17 protein-coding genes are annotated in these 17,006 nt (G+C 69.0%); 8 read left to right on the top strand and 9 right to left on the bottom strand.

What is annotated here, in order from left to right:
• Positions 1-61 precede the first annotated feature (61 nt).
• Complete coding sequence (locus tag D6T64_RS06835) at positions 62-466, top strand: DUF2834 domain-containing protein (protein WP_119973504.1); 405 nt, start codon at positions 62-64, stop codon at positions 464-466.
• 87 nt (positions 467-553) lie between these two features.
• Here D6T64_RS06835 and D6T64_RS06840 read toward each other — a convergent pair whose 3' ends face one another.
• The 4 genes from D6T64_RS06840 to D6T64_RS06855 form a co-directional block, all read right to left on the bottom strand.
• Positions 554-1,372 (bottom strand): amino acid ABC transporter ATP-binding protein, encoded by an 819-nt coding sequence (locus D6T64_RS06840; RefSeq protein ID WP_119973507.1) that lies wholly within the window; start codon positions 1,370-1,372, stop codon positions 554-556.
• Positions 1,359-2,027, bottom strand: a complete 669-nt coding sequence (locus D6T64_RS06845) for an amino acid ABC transporter permease (protein WP_119973509.1) — start codon at positions 2,025-2,027, stop codon at positions 1,359-1,361. Before D6T64_RS06845 ends, D6T64_RS06840 begins: the two co-directional genes overlap by 14 nt.
• 53 nt (positions 2,028-2,080) lie before the next feature.
• Positions 2,081-2,884, bottom strand: a complete 804-nt coding sequence (locus D6T64_RS06850; RefSeq protein WP_119973511.1) for an amino acid ABC transporter substrate-binding protein — start codon at positions 2,882-2,884, stop codon at positions 2,081-2,083.
• Between the two features lie 144 nt (positions 2,885-3,028).
• Positions 3,029-5,191: a RecQ family ATP-dependent DNA helicase gene (locus D6T64_RS06855; protein ID WP_119973513.1), complete on the bottom strand. Its 2,163-nt coding sequence runs from the start codon at positions 5,189-5,191 to the stop codon at positions 3,029-3,031.
• A gap of 197 nt (positions 5,192-5,388) precedes the next feature.
• Here D6T64_RS06855 and D6T64_RS06860 point away from each other — a divergent pair, with 197 nt between their 5' ends.
• Complete coding sequence (locus D6T64_RS06860; protein ID WP_119973516.1) at positions 5,389-6,132, top strand: hypothetical protein; 744 nt, start codon at positions 5,389-5,391, stop codon at positions 6,130-6,132.
• Positions 6,133-6,145: 13 nt separating this feature from the next.
• Here D6T64_RS06860 and D6T64_RS06865 read toward each other — a convergent pair whose 3' ends face one another.
• A complete protein-coding gene (locus D6T64_RS06865; protein WP_119973518.1) occupies positions 6,146-6,745 on the bottom strand; it encodes a DUF2510 domain-containing protein in 600 nt (199 codons plus the stop codon).
• Between the two features lie 128 nt (positions 6,746-6,873).
• Between D6T64_RS06865 and D6T64_RS06870 the strand changes: the two genes are divergently transcribed.
• Genes D6T64_RS06870 through D6T64_RS06880 form a run of 3 tightly spaced genes read left to right on the top strand, consistent with a single transcriptional unit; the run spans position 6,874 to position 9,925 of the window.
• Positions 6,874-8,214 (top strand): M18 family aminopeptidase, encoded by a 1,341-nt coding sequence (locus D6T64_RS06870; protein ID WP_119973521.1) that lies wholly within the window; start codon positions 6,874-6,876, stop codon positions 8,212-8,214.
• Between the two features lie 54 nt (positions 8,215-8,268).
• On the top strand, positions 8,269-8,922 hold the full coding sequence (locus D6T64_RS06875) for a MerR family transcriptional regulator (RefSeq protein WP_119973524.1): 654 nt from the start codon (positions 8,269-8,271) through the stop codon (positions 8,920-8,922).
• Positions 8,923-8,935: 13 nt separating this feature from the next.
• Positions 8,936-9,925: a hypothetical protein gene (locus D6T64_RS06880; protein WP_233550888.1), complete on the top strand. Its 990-nt coding sequence runs from the start codon at positions 8,936-8,938 to the stop codon at positions 9,923-9,925.
• A 206-nt stretch (positions 9,926-10,131) separates the two neighbouring features.
• On the opposite strand, the gene D6T64_RS06885 is transcribed toward D6T64_RS06880, so the two are convergent.
• Positions 10,132-11,037 carry an oxygenase MpaB family protein gene (locus D6T64_RS06885; RefSeq protein ID WP_119973526.1) on the bottom strand — a complete coding sequence of 302 codons (906 nt, stop codon included), beginning with the start codon at positions 11,035-11,037 and terminating at the stop codon, positions 10,132-10,134.
• A gap of 79 nt (positions 11,038-11,116) precedes the next feature.
• Here D6T64_RS06885 and D6T64_RS06890 point away from each other — a divergent pair, with 79 nt between their 5' ends.
• Complete coding sequence (locus tag D6T64_RS06890; RefSeq protein WP_119973529.1) at positions 11,117-11,404, top strand: hypothetical protein; 288 nt, start codon at positions 11,117-11,119, stop codon at positions 11,402-11,404.
• A 19-nt stretch (positions 11,405-11,423) separates the two neighbouring features.
• Here D6T64_RS06890 and D6T64_RS06895 read toward each other — a convergent pair whose 3' ends face one another.
• The gene (locus tag D6T64_RS06895) at positions 11,424-12,017 is read right to left on the bottom strand and encodes a molybdopterin-dependent oxidoreductase (protein ID WP_119973531.1); all 594 of its coding nucleotides are present in this window, start codon (positions 12,015-12,017) and stop codon (positions 11,424-11,426) included.
• Between the two features lie 162 nt (positions 12,018-12,179).
• Between D6T64_RS06895 and D6T64_RS06900 the strand changes: the two genes are divergently transcribed.
• Both D6T64_RS06900 and D6T64_RS06905 read left to right on the top strand, forming a co-directional pair.
• Positions 12,180-13,688 carry a sugar porter family MFS transporter gene (locus D6T64_RS06900; RefSeq protein WP_119973533.1) on the top strand — a complete coding sequence of 503 codons (1,509 nt, stop codon included), beginning with the start codon at positions 12,180-12,182 and terminating at the stop codon, positions 13,686-13,688.
• A 66-nt stretch (positions 13,689-13,754) separates the two neighbouring features.
• Complete coding sequence (locus tag D6T64_RS06905; RefSeq protein WP_199719088.1) at positions 13,755-15,125, top strand: TIGR02679 family protein; 1,371 nt, start codon at positions 13,755-13,757, stop codon at positions 15,123-15,125.
• A 3-nt stretch (positions 15,126-15,128) separates the two neighbouring features.
• Here D6T64_RS06905 and nicT read toward each other — a convergent pair whose 3' ends face one another.
• Together nicT and D6T64_RS06915 are read right to left on the bottom strand one after the other, a co-directional pair.
• Complete coding sequence (gene nicT, locus D6T64_RS06910; protein WP_119973535.1) at positions 15,129-16,241, bottom strand: Nickel transporter NicT; 1,113 nt, start codon at positions 16,239-16,241, stop codon at positions 15,129-15,131.
• The gene (locus D6T64_RS06915; protein ID WP_233550890.1) at positions 16,238-16,978 is read right to left on the bottom strand and encodes an ABC transporter ATP-binding protein; all 741 of its coding nucleotides are present in this window, start codon (positions 16,976-16,978) and stop codon (positions 16,238-16,240) included. The genes nicT and D6T64_RS06915 overlap by 4 nt, the downstream gene beginning before the upstream one ends.
• Positions 16,979-17,006 lie beyond the last annotated feature (28 nt).

The following is a 17,006-nucleotide window of genomic DNA, read 5'->3' on the forward strand; positions in this document are numbered from 1 at the left end:
CCGCACCTGTCGCGTGCCCGAACTTTCTTGGGCGTAGTGGTTTCCGGGCACACTGGGTGGCATGAGTATTCAATCCCCGCGCGTTCTCCCCCGCGTGCCCCTGCACGCACACTGGACGCCGCTCGCCGTCACCTACCTCGTGCTCAGCGTCATCGGCCTGATCGGCACCTGGACCTATAACGTCATCGCGATCCTCGAGCGCCGTGACTATCTGGGTGACTGGGTGGGCAGCGGCCCGTCTGTCTCGTCGCTGACCGTCGACCTGTTGATCGCGGCGATCGCCGGCAGCGTGTTCATCATCGTGGAGGCGCGGCGGCTCGGCATGAGGCGCGGCTGGCTCTACGTGGTGCTGTCCGGGGTCACCGCGTTCGCCTGTATGTTCCCCCTGTTCCTCTGCATGAGGGAGCGCACCCTCGCGGCCCGCCGAGCCGGGGCCGAGAACGCACCCCAAGAAACGAGCACCTAAATAGACATTGCGCGAGTGAGCACTTTCTGCAGTTCCGGAGCCCGGGAAGTGCATAAAGTGCTCACTCGTGTGAGGCTGGACCGCGCGTCAGAACGGAAAGAGCAGGCGGTGCAGGAACTGGCGGGTGCGTTCCTCGCGGGGGTTGCGCAGCAGGTCTTTCGGGGCGCCGTGTTCGACGATGGTGCCGCCGTCGACGAAGGCGATTTCGGAGGCGACTTCGCGCGCGAATTCGAGTTCGTGGGTCACGATGACCATGGTCCAGCCCTCGGTGGCGAGTTCCTTGATGAGTCGCAGCACGTCACCGACCAGCTCCGGGTCCAGGGCCGAGGTGGGCTCGTCGAAGAGCAGCAGCTGGGGGCGCAGGGCGAGGGCGCGCACGATGCCGACCCGCTGCTGCTGCCCGCCGGACAGCTCGAAGGGGTAGCTGTCTTTCTTTTCGGTCAGTCCCACCCGGTCGAGCAGCGCGAGGGCTTCGGCGGTCACCTCGGCCCGGTTGCGCTTCTGCACGATGACCGGGCCTTCGATCACGTTCTCGAGCACGGTCTTGTGCGGAAACAGGTTGTAGTGCTGAAACACCATTGCCGAGCGGTCACGCAGGGTCGTGAGCTGCTTCTTGCCGGGGGCGGGGTCAAAGGTGAGCGTGGCATAGCCGGCCACGTCGATGGTGCCGCCGTCGGCGAGGTCGAGTCCGTTCAGGCAGCGAAGGATCGTGGTCTTGCCCGAGCCCGACGGCCCGATCAGGGCGAGTACGGTGCCGCGGTTCACCGTCAGGTCGATCGATTCGAGCACCCGGGTTGTGCCGAAGCTCTTCTGCAGGCCGCGCACGGTGAGCAGGGCGGGGGCATCCGCTCGTGACTGAGCAACCCCCTGCGGGGCTGGTGGGCGGGGTGGGTCAGCGGGCGACATAACGGTCCAATCGCTTCTCGAGAAAACCCTGGCCGGTCGACAAGACGAGGCAGATGACCCAGTAGACCAGTGCTGCCTCGAGGTAGATCAGCATGAATTCCTGGCTGAACGCGGCAATCTGTTCGGCCTCGCGGAACAATTCGGTGACCAGGACCAGCGAAGCAAGCGAGGTGTCTTTCACCAGGCTGATGAAGGTGTTGGACAGTGGCGGCACCGAGACCCGGGCGGCCTGGGGCAGAATGATGCGGCTGAGGGTGCGGGAGCGAGACATGCCGACCATGTAGGCCGCTTCCCACTGGCCCTTGGGCACCGAGAGGATCGCGGCGCGGATGACCTCGGCCGCATAGCCGCCGACGTTGATCGAGAACGCGATGATCGCGCTCGGCCAGTAGTCGAGCACGATGCCGAGCGAGGGCAGCCCGTAGAAGATGACGTACAGCTGCACGAGCAGCGGAGTGCCGCGCACGAGCGAGATGTAGACGCGGGCGATGTTCGAGATCCAGCGCTGTCGGGACAGGCGCATGAGTGCCAGCGCGAGCGCGAGGACCAGCCCGATCGCGAACGAGCTCAGCGCGAGCGGAATCGTTCCGGTGATCGCCCCGAGCACCAGGGGGCCGAGGGAGCTGACGAACAGCTCCCAGCTGGACTCATTCATGCGCGCGATTCATCAGTTTCTTGGGTCTCCTGTGAGCGGATGCCGATCCGGGGCTACTGGCTGACGTCCGCGCCGAAGTAGGTGTCGCTGATCTCGGCCAGGGTGCCGTCGGCGCTGAGTGTGGCCAGGGCCTCGCTGATCGCGCTGGCGAGCGCGTCGCTGCCGAGCTCGACGGCGAAGGCGCTCTCGGAGCGGTCGGTCGTCTCGACGGCGACCTTCAGGCCTGCGGCGCCGGTCTGCTTCTGGTAGTCGAGAAAGGTGAGCTTGTCATTGATGGTCGCGTCGACGCGGCCCTCTTCGACAAGCGCCACGGACTGGGCCCAGCCGTCGACGGCTTCGACGGTTGCGCCGCTCTCGGTCGCGAGGGTGTACCAGTTGCTCGTGAGTGACTGGGCGGTGGTCAGCCCGTCAAGGCTGTCAAAAGAGGTGATGGAGGTGTTGTCCTCGGGAACGACGATGACGCCGGTCGAGTAGGTGTACGGCGTGGAGAAGGCGTAGGAGTCGATACGCTCGGGGGTGATCGAGACCTGGTTGGCGATCACGTCGAACCGGCCGGAGGTCAGCCCTCCGAAGATGCCGTCCCACTGGGTTTCCTCGAAGCTGGCCTCGACGCCGAGTTCGGCGGCGACGGCTTCGATGACCTCGACGTCGTAGCCGGTCAGGTCGCCCGAGCCGTCTTCGTGGAACGAGAAGGGCCGGTAGGTGCCCTCGGTGCCCACGGTCAGCACGCCGGAGTCCATGACGCTGCTGAGCGAATCATCGGTCGTGCCGCCCGTAGAGCATCCGGTCAGCGCGACGGCGGTCGCGGTGAGAAGTACTGCCGAGGCGATTCTGAGCGTGGTGCGGTTCAACTTCATAAGTGAGTGGATGCCTTTGACGTAGGTGCGTAAACAGTGCGACAGCGTGCGTACGGAAAATCGCCGAATGGCAACTCCCCAGACTAACAAGGCGGGCACCGTGCCGAATATTCCGCCGCGCCCGCCCGAGCATCACGTCCAGCCCTACGCTCGCAGGGCCAGGGTGAAGGGCAGCACGGCTCCGGCGCCCGCCCGGCGCAGGGCCCGCCCGGCGACGGTGAGGGTCCAGCGGCTGTCGGCCAGGTCATCGATCAGCAGCACCGGCTTGCCCGCGAAGCCGTCGGGCGCGGCCGTCTCAAGCGCGGCCGCGAGGTCGTCGTCGACCGCGAACCGCTCCCACACCGCCGCGAGGCGGTAGGCGCTGTTGCCGCCGCTCGTGCCGGTTGGCCCGCCGTTCACCGGTTCGAGGGTGCCGAGATAGGGCAGCCGGCCGACCTGCGCGAGTGCGCGGGCCACGGAATCGATCAGCAGCGGATGTGTGCGGCTCGGCATCGCGACAACGGCCGCCGGTCGTTCGTCCCACGTCCAGTCGGCGAGCACCCGGATGCAGGCTGCCGTCATGGCCTGGCTGGCCGGGGCATCCGCTGCCCCCGGTGCGAAGACCTCGCGCAGCGGGCCGCCCCAGCCGAGGTCGGTGAGCCGGGCGAGGGCCCGGCCCGGGGCGAGCCGCTCGGTGACGGTGATGTTTCCCTTCACGTTGACGCCGAGCGTTGCGACCCCGGTGGGCCACTGCGCGCGCGGTTCGATGGTGACACCAGCCCGGTCGAGCGCGGCCGCCGCCGCGGCGGCCGCGGAATCGAGCACGTCCACCGGGTACCACGGCGCGGTGCAGTTGTCGCAACGGCCGCAGGGTACGGCGGTGTCGTCGTCGAGGGCGCGCTGCAGAAACTCCATGCGGCAGGCGCTCGTGCGTTCGAATTCGAGCATCGCCTGCTGCTCGCTCTGCCGGGCGGCGGCGATGCGCTCGTAGCGTTCGGCGTCGTAGGCCCACGGCTGCCCGGTTGCGATCCAGCCGCCCTTCACGCGCTGCACGGCACCATCGACGTCGAGCACCTTGAGGAGCAGCTCGAGGGGAGAGCGGCGCAGGTCGACCCGGGCCTCGAGCGCCGGGGTCGACAGCGCAGCACCGGCTTCGGCTAGAGCGTTCAGCACCGATTCGGCCTTATTCTGGCTCGGCATCGACGAGGTCGCGAAGTACTGCCAGATGTCCTCGTCTTCGACGCCCGGCAGCAGCAGTACGTCGGCGTTCTCGGTGGCGCGGCCGGCGCGGCCGACCTGCTGGTAGTAGGCGACGGGGGAGGACGGGGCCCCGAGGTGCAGCACGAAGCCGAGGTCGGGCTTGTCGAAGCCCATCCCGAGCGCGCTCGTGGCGATCAGGGCCTTCACCTCGTTGCGTTTGAGCATGCCCTCGCTCTCCTCCCGCTCGGTGGTGTCGGTCTGGCCGGTGTAGGCGCGCACCTCGTGGCCGGCCTCCCGCAGCAGCCGGGCGGTGTCCTCGGCGGCCGACACCGTGAGGGTGTAGATGATGCCGCTGCCCGGCAGCTCGGCGAGGTGGCTCAGCAGCCACGACAGCCGGGCACGGGAATCGGGCAGCCGCAGCACGCCGAGCCGCAGTGACGAGCGGGCGAGCGGCCCACGAATCGTGACGACCTCGGCCGTACCGCCCGCGCCGGAGCTGGTCGGAGCGCCGGGAGCGACCCGACCGACCTGCTCCGCGACATCCGTCACGACCCGGCTGTTCGCCGTCGCGGTCGTGGCGAGCACCGGAACCCCGGCCGGCATCTGCGCGATCAGGTCGCGCAGCCGGCGGTAATCGGGGCGAAAGTCATGCCCCCAGTCGGAGATGCAGTGCGCTTCGTCGACGACGAGCAGCCCGACCCGGTTGATGAGCGCGGGCAGCTGTTCGTCGCGAAAGCTCGGGTTGTTCAGGCGCTCGGGACTGACCAGCAGCACATCGACCTCGTCGGCTTGCAGCGCGCGCATCACGTCGGCCCACTCGTGCGGGTTCGCGGAGTTGATCGACACGGCGCGCACCCCGGCGCGGGCCGCCGCGGCGACCTGGTCGCGCATCAGCGCGAGCAGCGGCGACACCAGAATGGTCGGCCCCGCGCCCTGACGGCGCAGCAACAGCGTGGCGACGAAGTACACCGCCGACTTGCCCCACCCGGTGCGCTGCACCACAAGCGCTCGGCGGCGCTGGTCGACCAGGGTCTCGATGGCCTCATACTGGCCCTCATGAAAATCGGCGTCGTCGTTTCCGACGAGGGTTCGCAGAATTTCGAGAGCGGATGCGCGGGTGTCGGTCATTCTTCCAGCGTGCCAGATTCCACCGACACTGTCGCCGACGCTCAGTCGTGGGGCCGTGGTGAATGCAGGACACGGCGCCGAAAATGCGCTGAATCGTCCTGCGTACGCCGAGACCGGCGCAGATCGTCCTGCTTTCGCTGGAGGCACGGGCAGCGGATGCAGCGGCGGCTGACCGATTCCCTCGGTAGGCTCGAAGGGTGAACGTGATCCAGGAGTTCGAGACGCGAATGCTCCCCGATTTGGTTCCGGGTTTTCGGCAGCTGGTCGGCCAGGCACGGGTGAGCGACCCGATCCTGCTCAACCAGCGCGCCATGGTGCGCATGCTCGTACCCGTGCAGTGGATCCTGCGTCGGGTCGGGACTGACGGCATCCGCTTGACGAAAGCCGGCCACCTGCCGCCGGCCGTCGTCATCGAGGCGTCGTTCGAGCTCGACTGGGGGTGGCCCATCGAGGTCAACCGCGAGGTGCACATTCGCCCCCTGCGCGAACTGCGCGTGCACCTGCGCGACGTCGGGTTGCTGCGGGTGAGCAAGGGAACCCTGCTGCTCACCGCACGCGGCCGCACCCTCGCCGAATCGCCGCGCGAACTGTGGCGTTACCTGGCGGCGACGATCCATCACAGCCGCACCGCGGGAGTGAGCGATGCCACCCGGCTGTTGTTGCTCTACGTCGCCACGCGAACGCTGGATCACCGCGCGGAGTACCTCGAGGTGCTGGCTCGCGGGCTCGGCTCGATCGGCTGGGCGGTGTCCGAATTCGGCGTGTCGGGCGAGGACGCCGCCGAAGAGATCATCGCTCCGAAATGGCGCTTGCTGACCCGTCTCGGTGTCTTCGAGGAGTCCGGACACGGCTTCGGTCGCACCGAGACCGTCACCGTCGGCGGCGCCGCTTTCGCACGCGCCGCTCTCAAGGTCGAGGTTGCGGCCGTACCCTCGGCCTAATCGCCCGGTGAGCCTAGGTCGGGATGCTCCCGTTCGGGAACACCTCGTTGACAGCGTCGACCATGCGGGTCACTCCGACGATCAGCGAGACGACGAAAATCCCCAACCAGACCCAGGCCGGCGTCATGCCGCGGCCGGCGCGGCGGCTCACGATCACCGAACGGCCGAAGACATACACGCCCGACCAGAGAAACGCCCACGCCCAGTGGAACGGCTTCGTCACGCCGATTTTCAGGAGCTGGCGCCGGTCGAAGAACGCCATCACGACGGTGGCGGCATAGACGCCGAAAGACACGAGGTTCGACGTGACCTCCTCCGGGCTGGTCGGCGCCGTGGCGTCATCGAGCACCAGTTGTAGCGTCGCCGTGAGGTCGACCGACGACGAGGCCATGAGCGTGAGTAGGGGAAGCACGGCGATGGCCCAGATCAGCGGGTTATAGACCGGCGTGGTCGGCCCGAGCACGGCCGGGGCGCTCACGCCGTAGACCTCCAGGGCGGGGTCGTGCAGGTCATCGGTCCAGCGGGTGCCGTCCCACCAGCGCTGCCGGGGCGAGCCCATCGGGTCGGCATACCAACCGGGCGGATGCGCGCGGGGCGCGGGCGTGTCGGACATAAGTCCCCCTCGAGTCGTCGGTTCAAGCTTAACGGATGGTCGCGGGACGCTGGCCGGGCAGCTGCGGGGCCGGACCGGTGATGCGCGGCGACCGTGGGCATCCGCCGTTCAGGTGGTTGGATGGGGAAATGGATGCCACCCCCAGCTACATTGACGACTTCGCCCGGTTCATCTACGCCTCGCCGTCGTCGTACCACGCGGTCGCCGAAGCCGCCCGCCGCCTCGACCTCGCCGGCTTCAGCCGGTTCGCCGAGGCTGAGGCATGGGCTGAGCAGCCGGGACGGCACTACATCGTGCGTGACGGCGCCCTGATCGCCTGGGTGCAGCCCGCCGGCGCCGGCCCGACGACCCCGTTTCGCATTCTCGGGGCGCACACCGACTCGCCCGGCTTCAAGCTGAAGCCCAAACCCACCATTGGATCGAACGGATGGCTGCAGGCCGGCGTGGAGGTCTACGGCGGGCCCCTGCTCAACTCCTGGCTCGACCGCGAACTGGAGCTTGCCGGCCGCCTCGTCACCCACGACGGCACCGAGCATCTCGTACGCACCGGGCCGTTCCTGCGCATTCCCCAGCTCGCCGTGCACCTCGACCGCGAGGTCAACAACGGCCTCACCCTCGACCGGCAGCGCCACCTCAACCCCGTCTTCGGCGTGGGTGACGTGGCCCAGGCCGACCTCGTCGGGCACCTTGCCGGGCTCGCCGGCCTGGCCGGCAGCGACATCGCCGGCTACGACCTGCTCACGGCCGACACCGCGCCGCCGGCGACGTTCGGCCTCGGCGGGGAGCTGTTCGCGGCCGGCCGCATGGACAACCTCACCTCCGTGCACGCCGGACTGCTTGCACTGATCCTGGCCGGCGACGCGGCGTTCCCCGGCGAGAACGAGGGCCCGGGCGAGCACGAGGCACACGGCGAGGTCTCGAACGAAACCGCCCCCGTCATCAGCGTGCTCGCGGCCTTCGACCACGAAGAGATCGGCTCCGCCTCGCGGTCGGGCGCCGCCGGCCCCCTGCTCGACGACGTGCTCACCCGCATCGGTGCCGGCCTCGGCGCGACCGTGACCGACCGCCTGCGCGCCTACGCCGAATCCTGGTGCCTGTCCGCGGACGCCGGCCACGCCGTGCACCCCAACTACTCCGAACGCCATGACCCGGCGAACCTGCCCGTGCTCGGCGGTGGCCCGCTGCTCAAGATCAACGCCAACCAGCGCTACGCGACGGATGCCGTGGGCGCGGCCCTCTTCGCACGCACCTGTGCGCGCGCCGGCGTCACGTACCAGGAATTCGTGTCCAACAACACCGTTCCGTGCGGATCGACCATCGGGCCGCTCACCGCGACCCGGCTCGGCATTCGCACCGTCGACGTCGGGGTGCCGCTGTTGTCGATGCACTCCGCTCGCGAACTGTGCCACGTGAATGACCCGGCGGCGCTGTCCGCGGCCGTGACCGCCTTCTTCACCCCGGAGGAGTGAGATTTAATCACGAATCTCTAGACAGCGGCGCTATCGGATAGTTACACTATCCACATGAAAATGGCCGAACTGAGCACGGTGAGCGCCGTCGCCGTGGCGACCATCAAGTTCTACCTGCGTGAGCGCCTGCTGCCCGCGGGGGAGCGCACCTCGCCCAACCAGGCCGACTACACCGAACAGCATGTGCGGCGCCTGCGCCTCATCCGCGGCCTGCTCGACGTGGGCGGGCTCTCGGTCGCGGAGGCCCATCGGGTGCTCGACGCTCTCGACTCCGAGCAGCCGCTGCAGCAGATCTTCGGCGTCGCGCAAGCCGCGGTCTCGGAGCACATCGACCCCGCGAGCGTGCCGGCATCCGCCCTGGCCCGCGTCGATAGCGTCACCGACGGATGGCTCGTTTCGCCCGACAATCCGGGCCGCCTGGCCGCCGCGCAGGTGATTGCCTCCCTCGAGGCCATCGGGCACCTCTCCGCGCGCGGCTGGGTTGAACGCTACGCCGCCGCCGCCCTGCTGATCGCCGAGGCGGATCTCGACGAAATCGATGCCATCCCCGACCGGGAAGGGAAAGCCGAGACCGTCGTCGTGGGCACCGTGCTCGGTGATGCGTTGTTCTCGGGCCTGCGCCGCACGGCGCAGGAACACGTCTCCGCCCTGCGCTACCAGCCCGGCAGTGCTGCTCATCATCACCCGTCCCTGGCCGAAAGCCCGTGAGTAAGGACTCACCATGTCGCGTGCACGCTCCGACTCATCCGTCACCCTGACCCGTGCCGTCGTTCCTCGCCCCGAGTCCGGCCTGAGCGCCGTGCCCTGGCACCGCCCGCTGCTCGGGCTGGCAATCGCCATGACCGTGTTGGCCGCCGTCGCGGTGATCGGGCTGATCGCCGACCCGCGCACGGTCACCGGGCTGCTGCTCTGGTCGAAGCCCCTGAAATTTGCCCTGTCGATCACGATCTACGCCGTGACCCTGTCCTGGCTGATCGGGCAGTTGCAGCGCGGCCGCCGCCTCGCGTGGTGGGCCGGAACTGTCTCGGCCGTGCTGCTGCTCGTCGAGATGATCATCATCGTCGGTGCGGCTCTGGCCGGAACGACGAGTCACTTCAACGTGGCCACCCCGTTCGCGACCACGATGTGGGCGATCATGGCGACCTCGATTGCGGTCGTCTGGGTGGCCGCGCTGGTTGTGGCGGTGCTGCTGATGCGGGCGCGGCTCGGCGACCGGGCCCGCACCCTCGCGATCCGTGCGGGCGTCGTGATCGCGGTGATCGGCATGGGCCTCGGCTATCTCATGACCGGGCCCACCGCCGAGCAGCTCGACGATTTCCAGGGCATCGCCGGCGCCCACACCGTGGGCCTGGCCGACGGCGGGCCCGGCCTGCCGATCCTCGGCTGGAGCACCGTGGCCGGCGACCTGCGCATCCCGCACTTCGTGGGCATGCACGCCCTGCAGCTGCTGCCGCTCGCCGCCGTTCTGTTCGAACTTCTCGCCCGACGGATGCCCCGCCTCCAGTCCTCCGCGGTGCGCGCCCGACTGCTCGGGGTGCTGATCGCCCTGTACGCCGGAGTGCTCGTGTTATTGACCGGCCAAGCCCTCGCCGGCCAGTCCATCGTGCGACCGGATGCCACCACCCTCACGATCGCCGTGACTCTGTACGCGCTCGCCGCGGTCGCCGCTACGATCATCCTCGCGCGGCAGCCTCGAAGGGGCGTTCTGTGACACTCCGTGCGGGAGGTGTCCGTGCGTGTGGTGTCCGTGCGTGAGGTGTCGCAGAACGCCCCTTGAGCGAGACGTCGGTGCCGCGAGTGGGCGCAAATGGCCCCTTCCCGCCGATTCAAGGGGCCATTTACGCCCACTCGCGGCTGGCAAGGGGCTATCTGCGCCCACTCGGGCGGGTCGCGGAGAGCGCCCGGGGTGGGACGGCGTCACGCAGCGGCGGCAGCTGCTTCGAGGCGCGCGATGCGCACCCGGGCGGCGTCCTCCGATGACGACGAGCTGCCGAGCAGGGTGCGCACGAGACCGAGCACCACGCCGGTCGCCCAGACGGCGGGCCAGCGGGGTTTGCGGAGTCCGAGCATCCGTCGGTATTCGGCCGGCAGCGACCCAACGGCACCGGCGAACATGATGCGGTAGAACGGCTTCATCGAGGGGCGCAACGGCGGGTTGCGGATGAAGCGCACCGCCTCGGCGACGCGGTCGTCGCTCTTGAGCACCCCGGCGGCGCGGAAGGCCTCGAGCTGCGCCCGCAACTCGCGTTCGGAGCGCGGTGGGTCGGCCACTCCCACAAGCTCGCCGGCCTTCGCCCACTCCCGCACGTACTGGTCGGCGCCGCCCGGGATCGGGGAGCCCCACACCGTCTCGCAGGCGAGGAACGCGTCCGTGAACACCACGTGCACCCACGACAACAGTTCGGCGTCACCCGCGTGGTACGGCTTCTCCACGCCCTGGGCATCGAGGTAGGTGCCCGCGACACGCTCGTGGAACTGCGCGACCCTCGACGATTCCCGCTCGGCCAGTGTGGTGTCGGCGAAGGTCACGGTGACGAGCCACTGGATCGTGCCCGACAATCGGCCGAGGGGGTCTTCGTGGTACCGGGACCAGTCGTGCACGCCGGCCATCGCCCCCGGGTGCAGCGTCTGCATGAGCAGCGCGCGGATGCCGGCGACCATCGTCGCCATACCGCCGTGCACCGCCCAGGATGCCGATCCCGGACCAAAGAAGCCCAGGTCATCACCGAGTTCGATCTTGCCGACCCACGGCGGGCGGCCGTCATTCTTGCCCGACAGCGTGGTCAAGAGGTGTGAACGCCAACTGTCTGCAAACCTGCTCATGCCGAGGAGACTAGCGCGCGCGGCTGGGATTCCCAGGCGAGCCGGCATCCGTTGTCGCCGACGCGCCTACGCTGGGCAAATGCCCTCGTTCCGCGTGACCATCGCCATCGGTGCACTGCGCCCCGGCATCGCCCCGGCGGCCGTGCTGCCCGCCGCCGCGGCGGCCGCTGCCGACCTGACGACGGTCGAGGCCAGCGACCTCGCCGTGGTCGCGGGCTCTGCCCGCCTGATCGTGCGGTTCACCGCCGAAGACCGGGAGATCGCCGCTCAAATCGCCGACCACGTGCTCGAGGTGACGGGCACCCTCGCCGAGCCTCGCTCGTCGACCCTCACGAAACGCGTGGGCGGCCGCTGGCTCGCAGCCTGACCCGCGTCGCCCGGCTTCGCTACCAATAACGCTCTTCCTGCCACGGGTCGCCGCGCATGTGGTATCCGTTGAGTTCCCAAAAGCCCGGCTCATCGCGCCGCATCAGTTCGAGCCCGTGCACCCACTTGGCGCTCTTCCAGAAATACAGGTGCGGCACGATCAGGCGTGCCGGGCCGCCGTGTTCCGGGGTCAGGTCCTCATCGTCGACCTGGTGCGCGATCCAGGCCTGGCCGCCGCGCAGATCGGCCAGGGACAGGTTGGTCGTATAACCACCGTAGGAGTGTGCCATGGCGAATTCGGTGCGGGTCGTCACGCCGTCGAGCAACACGTCGAGCGAGACGCCCCGCCAGCGCGTTGCGAGCTTCGACCAGCCCGTGCCGCCGTGGATATCGACGGTCACGTCCTCCTGCGGCAGAGCCTGAAACTCAGCCCAGTCCCAGCGATGGTCCCGGTGGCGTTCGGTGCGAATCAGAAATTCCCAGTCCTGACGACGGATGCTCGGAATCGGACCCGAGGAGCGCACCGGCAGGTCGTCGGTCACGGACTGTCCGGGCGGGAGCAGGGGACTGTCCTGACGCCTGCGGCTCAACAACTTTGAGGGGATCAGCTTCATGACGCTCCTTGCACAACCAACACCAGACGGGTTCCGCGAACACCGCAGCCTAGCGGGGGCCTCGCTGCGCGGATAAGGGCTTGTGCGCCGGGCAATTTTCTGCATGCCCCCTTTCGGGCGTAGGCTCGGCAGGTTGCATATTCATGAACCCGAGGGACCGCAATGACACAGGACACGCCCACCACGCCCCGACAAACCCCCTCGTCGGGCGAGAAAACCCTCAAACCGTCCACGAACCGCAAGGTCATCGCCCTCGCGATCGCCGGTGCCTTCGGTGGCTTCCTCTTCGGCTTCGACTCCAGTGTGGTCAACGGCGCCGTCAACGCGATCCAGCAGGAGTTCGGCCTGAACGCCGCCCTGACCGGGTTCGCCGTGGCCTGCGCCCTGCTCGGTGCCGCCCTCGGCGCCTTCTTCGGTGGACGAGTCGCCGACCGCTACGGCCGTATCCCCGTCATGATCATCGGCGCCGTCGTCTTTCTGCTGAGCTCACTCGGCTCGGGCTTCGCCTTCGGTGTCGTCGACCTCATCATCTGGCGGGTGCTCGGCGGAATCGGGATCGGCCTCGCATCCGTCGTCGCCCCGGCCTATATCGCTGAAATCTCGCCGCGCAACATGCGCGGGCGCCTCGGCTCGCTGCAGCAGCTCGCCATCACCATCGGTATCTTCACCGCGCTGCTCAGCAACGCGACCCTGTCCGACAACGCCGGCGGAGCGGACGCCGAATTCTGGTTCGGCCTCGAAGCCTGGCGCTGGATGTTCCTGATCGGCGCCGTTCCGGCCATCGTCTACGGCGTGATCGCGTTCCTGCTGCCGGAATCCCCGCGTTTCCTGGTGCTCACAGATCGGGAAGCGGATGCCCGAGCCGTGTTCAACAAGGTCTGGCCGGACGGCGACGTCGACCGGGAGATCCGTGACATGCGCGCGTCGATTGAGGGCGATCGCCGCGCAAAGACCACCGGGTCGCTGCGCGGCTCGAGCTTCGGCCTGAAGCCCATCGTCTGGGTCGGAATCACCCTGTCGGTGTTCCAGCAGTTCGTGGGCATCAACGTGATCTTCTACTACTCGACCACCCTGTGGGAGGCCGTCGGCTTCCAGGAACGCGACTCCCACGCCATCTCGGTGGCCACCTCGGTCACCAACATCCTGGTCACGCTCATCGCGATCGCGTTGGTCGACCGTGTCGGCCGCCGCCCGATCCTGCTGTTCGGCTCGGTCGGCATGACGGCGTCGCTGGCCACCATGGCCATCGCCTTCAGCCAGTCGATCACCGTCGACGGCGAGCTCAGCCTGCCCGGCGCGTGGGGCCCGATCGCCCTCGTCGCCGCCAACGTTTTCGTGATCTCCTTCGGTGCCTCGTGGGGCCCGGTCGTCTGGGTGCTGCTCGGCGAGATGTTCCCGAACACGATTCGGGCCAAGGCCCTCGGCCTCGCGGCAGCCGCCCAGTGGATCGCGAACTTTTTGATCACGGTCACGTTCCCGCCCATGTCGGATACCTCGCTGCCTCTGACCTACGGCATGTACGCCCTCTTTGCCGCCCTGTCGTTCTGGTTCGTCATGACGAAGGTGCCGGAGACCAACGGTATGTCCCTCGAAGAGGCCAACACGCTGTTGCCGCCGAAGAACGCGGCCCGGAACGCTGCCAAGGCCGCGGCCAGGGCGACCTCCAAGTAGGCTGCGCGCGCCGCGCGTCCCGCTCCAATCCCGGCCCGTTCCCGACGAACCTGATAAACAGGAGGGGTGACCCCGATCAACCCCAGCACCGCTGACCTCGCCACTCTGCGCCGAACCCTCGGCACCCCCGAACTCGCGTGGCTGCTCGCCCGGCTGCGCACCCGCCTCGAAAGCACCGGGCAGCTCACCGGAACGGTCACCAAACCACAGGCATCGGCGGGGGAGCGCGCCGCGGTCGCGCGGTTGCTGAATCGGCCCGTGCGAGCCGGCACCTCGGCATCCGTCTCGCTCGACACCCTCGATGACGTGCTGCGCCGGTCGGGCCTCTGGCCGGCCGGGCTCGCCGCGGCCGTGGTCGCGCTCACCGGCACGGTCGTCGACCCGCTCGAACGGGCCGGGGAACGCGACGCCTGGCAGGCCGCCGCGAACACCCTGCGCCGACTCGGACGGCCCGAGCTCTCCGGCTGGGCCGATCGGGTGATCCGCACCGGTGCCCTGCGCCGGGCTGCCCCGACGGCCGCGGGCGCGCAGGCCCTCGCCGCCCAACTCGCCACCGTGGCCGGCGCCCTGCCGACGAGCGGGGAATCCCTCGGCGCCTTCGCGTCCCGCACCGTGCACGACGCCCACGCCCTCGACGTGCACACCCCGCTCGGCACCCTCGCCGTCGGCCTCGCGAGCGCACTGGGTTCGGCCCTCGCCAGCTCGCCCTCCGCTGCACGCTCCGGCGAGCAGACGGGCGGTGCAGCGACCGCGACGGACGCCCTGCGCGGGCCGGTGCCCACGTCGTCGCCGACGGATGCCTCGGCCGACTCCGCGCGCTGGCGCCGCGAGGCGTGGCACTCGGTGGGCGTCGTGCTCGACGAGCTCTCGTCGAGCGTGCTCGTTCTCGGCCTGCCTGGCGGTGACACGTCACCCACTGCACGCGCCCTCGCGGCCCTCGCCGAGGCCGGTCAGCCGGTCGTGCTCACCCTGCGGCAGCTTCTCGCCGACGAGCTCGGCACGGTGCCGCCGGTGGTCTTCGTCTGTGAAAACCCGGCCGTTGTCGCGGCCGCCGCCGACGCGCTCGGCGCGACCTCGGCGCCGCTCGTCTGCCTGAACGGCCAGCCCGGGGCGGCGGCGATTCGGCTGCTCGAGCGGCTCGTGGCCGACGGCGCTGCCCTGCGCTTCCACGGCGATTTCGACTGGAGCGGAATCGGCGTCGCCCGGGCCCTCGCCGAACGGGTCGCGTGGACCCCCTGGCGGTTTTCCGCCGCGGACTACTCCGCGGCGTGTGCGGAGCGGAGCGCCTTGCCGGCGTTGCTCGTGCTGCCGGGGGTCAGCGCGGCGAGCGTGGAAACACCGTGGGATGCTGACCTCGCCGAAGCCATGGCATCCGTCGGCCTCGCCGTGGATGAAGAACTCGTGCTGGCCGCCCTGCTGGCTGACCTCGCCCTCTGACGCTCAATCCGTATCAGTGGGCGCGGGGCGCACGGCCGCCGACCAACGTTCCTCGACATGGCCGAGGCGCCAGCCGGCGAACGCGATGATCCACGCGAGCACGCAGATCGCGATGATGACGTAACCGACGTTTTCGAGGTTGAGTGAGCCGATCGCGTAGAGCGGACCGGAGACGATGCCGATCTGGTCGACCAGGATCGAGAGGAGTTCGATCGATCCGATCACGAGCGCGACCGCCACCGACACGGCCGTGATCACGAGGTTGTAATAGACCTTGCGCACGGGCTTGGTGAACGCCCAGCCGTAGGCGTAGTTCATGAAGATGCCATCGAGGGAATCCAGCAGGCTCATGCCGGCCGCGAACAGGATCGGCAGCGTCAGGATGGCATACCAGGGCAGGACGAAAGCCGCCGCGCCGCCGGCCAGGATCAGGAGGCTGACCTCGGTCGCGGTGTCGAAACCGAGGCCGAACAGCAGGCCGATCGGATACATCTGCCAGGGCCGGGTCACGACCCGGGTGGCGCGGCCAAAGATGCGGTTGGCGAAACCACGGTTGGCGAGCTGGTCTTCGAGCGCCGCCTCATCGAACTCGCCGTGGCGCATGCGGCGGAAGACCTTCACGATGCTGAGCAGGATCACGAGATTGATGATGCCGATCAGGTAGAGGAACGAGCCGGAGATGCCGGTTCCGATCACGCCCAGCACCGACTGCAGGGTCGACGAGTCCTCCTCGACCGGCCCGGCGAGGGCACGGATGCCCGCGGCCAACAGCGCGCACAGCCCGAAGACGATCGTCGAATGGCCGAGCGAAAACCAGAAGCCCACCGAGAGCGGGTGGCGCCCGTCGTTCATGAGCTTGCGGGTGGTGTTGTCGATGGCCGCGATGTGGTCGGCGTCGAAGGCGTGCCGCAGCCCGAGCGTATAGGCGGTCAACCCGATTCCCACCCCGAAGAGCCCGGCCGAACCAATGCTCAGCTGCTGGGGAACGACGAGGGCGATCAGTACTCCCCAGCCGATCAGGTGCAGGAGAATCACACAACCGGCCATTCCCCCGAGCGAGGCCCACTCGCCCCGGCTGAGGGCCCGTCGCATCCGCTGCCACCGCGCGGCGTTCATGGGGCGCCCTCACCGTGCCGCGCGGCCGGGGAATCGTCGTAGTGGGTGACGATCGTGCGGCGCGGGGCCGGAACCGCCGCACGGGTCGCCTCAGCACCCGAATCGAGGTAGTCGACGGCGCTGACCCGCACTCCGTACAGCGCCGACAGGCTGGTTTCGGTCAGCAGTTCTGCCGCAGGCCCCTGCTGCGCCTCGCCCGGGTGCAGCAGCACGACGGTGTCGGCGAGGTAGAGGGCATGGTCGGGGTCGTGGGTGCTGAGCAGCATTCCAATGCCGTCGGCGGCGAGTTCGCGCAGCAGCCGCAGCACCCGCACCTGATTCTTCAGGTCGAGCCCGGTGGACGGCTCGTCGAGGATCAGCAGGTTGGTTTCGGCGGCAACGGCCCGGGCGATCAGCACGAGCTGTTGTTCCCCGCCGCTGAGGGTCGGAAAAGACCGGTCGCGCAGGGCCGCGATGCCGACCCGTTCCATTGCGAACAGGGCGGCGGCCCGGTCGCCGGCCCCCGGGCTGCGAAACAGCTGCACGTGCCGGGCCCGTCCCATCAGCACCATGTCGAAGGCCCGGTATGCGAACGACGTTCCGCGGGCCTGGGGCACGAAGCCGACGGCCTCGCGCCGGCGCACGCTGCCCTGCTGCACCGGCAGCAACCCGGCCGCGCAGCGCACCAGGGTCGTCTTGCCGCTGCCGTTCGGGCCCAGCACCGCCGTGACCGATCCGGCCGCCACCTGGAGGGTCACGTTCCGAAACACCGCAGGCTGCCCGGGG

This window comes from Cryobacterium melibiosiphilum (genome assembly GCF_003602235.1).
GTDB lineage: Bacteria > Actinomycetota > Actinomycetes > Actinomycetales > Microbacteriaceae > Cryobacterium > Cryobacterium melibiosiphilum.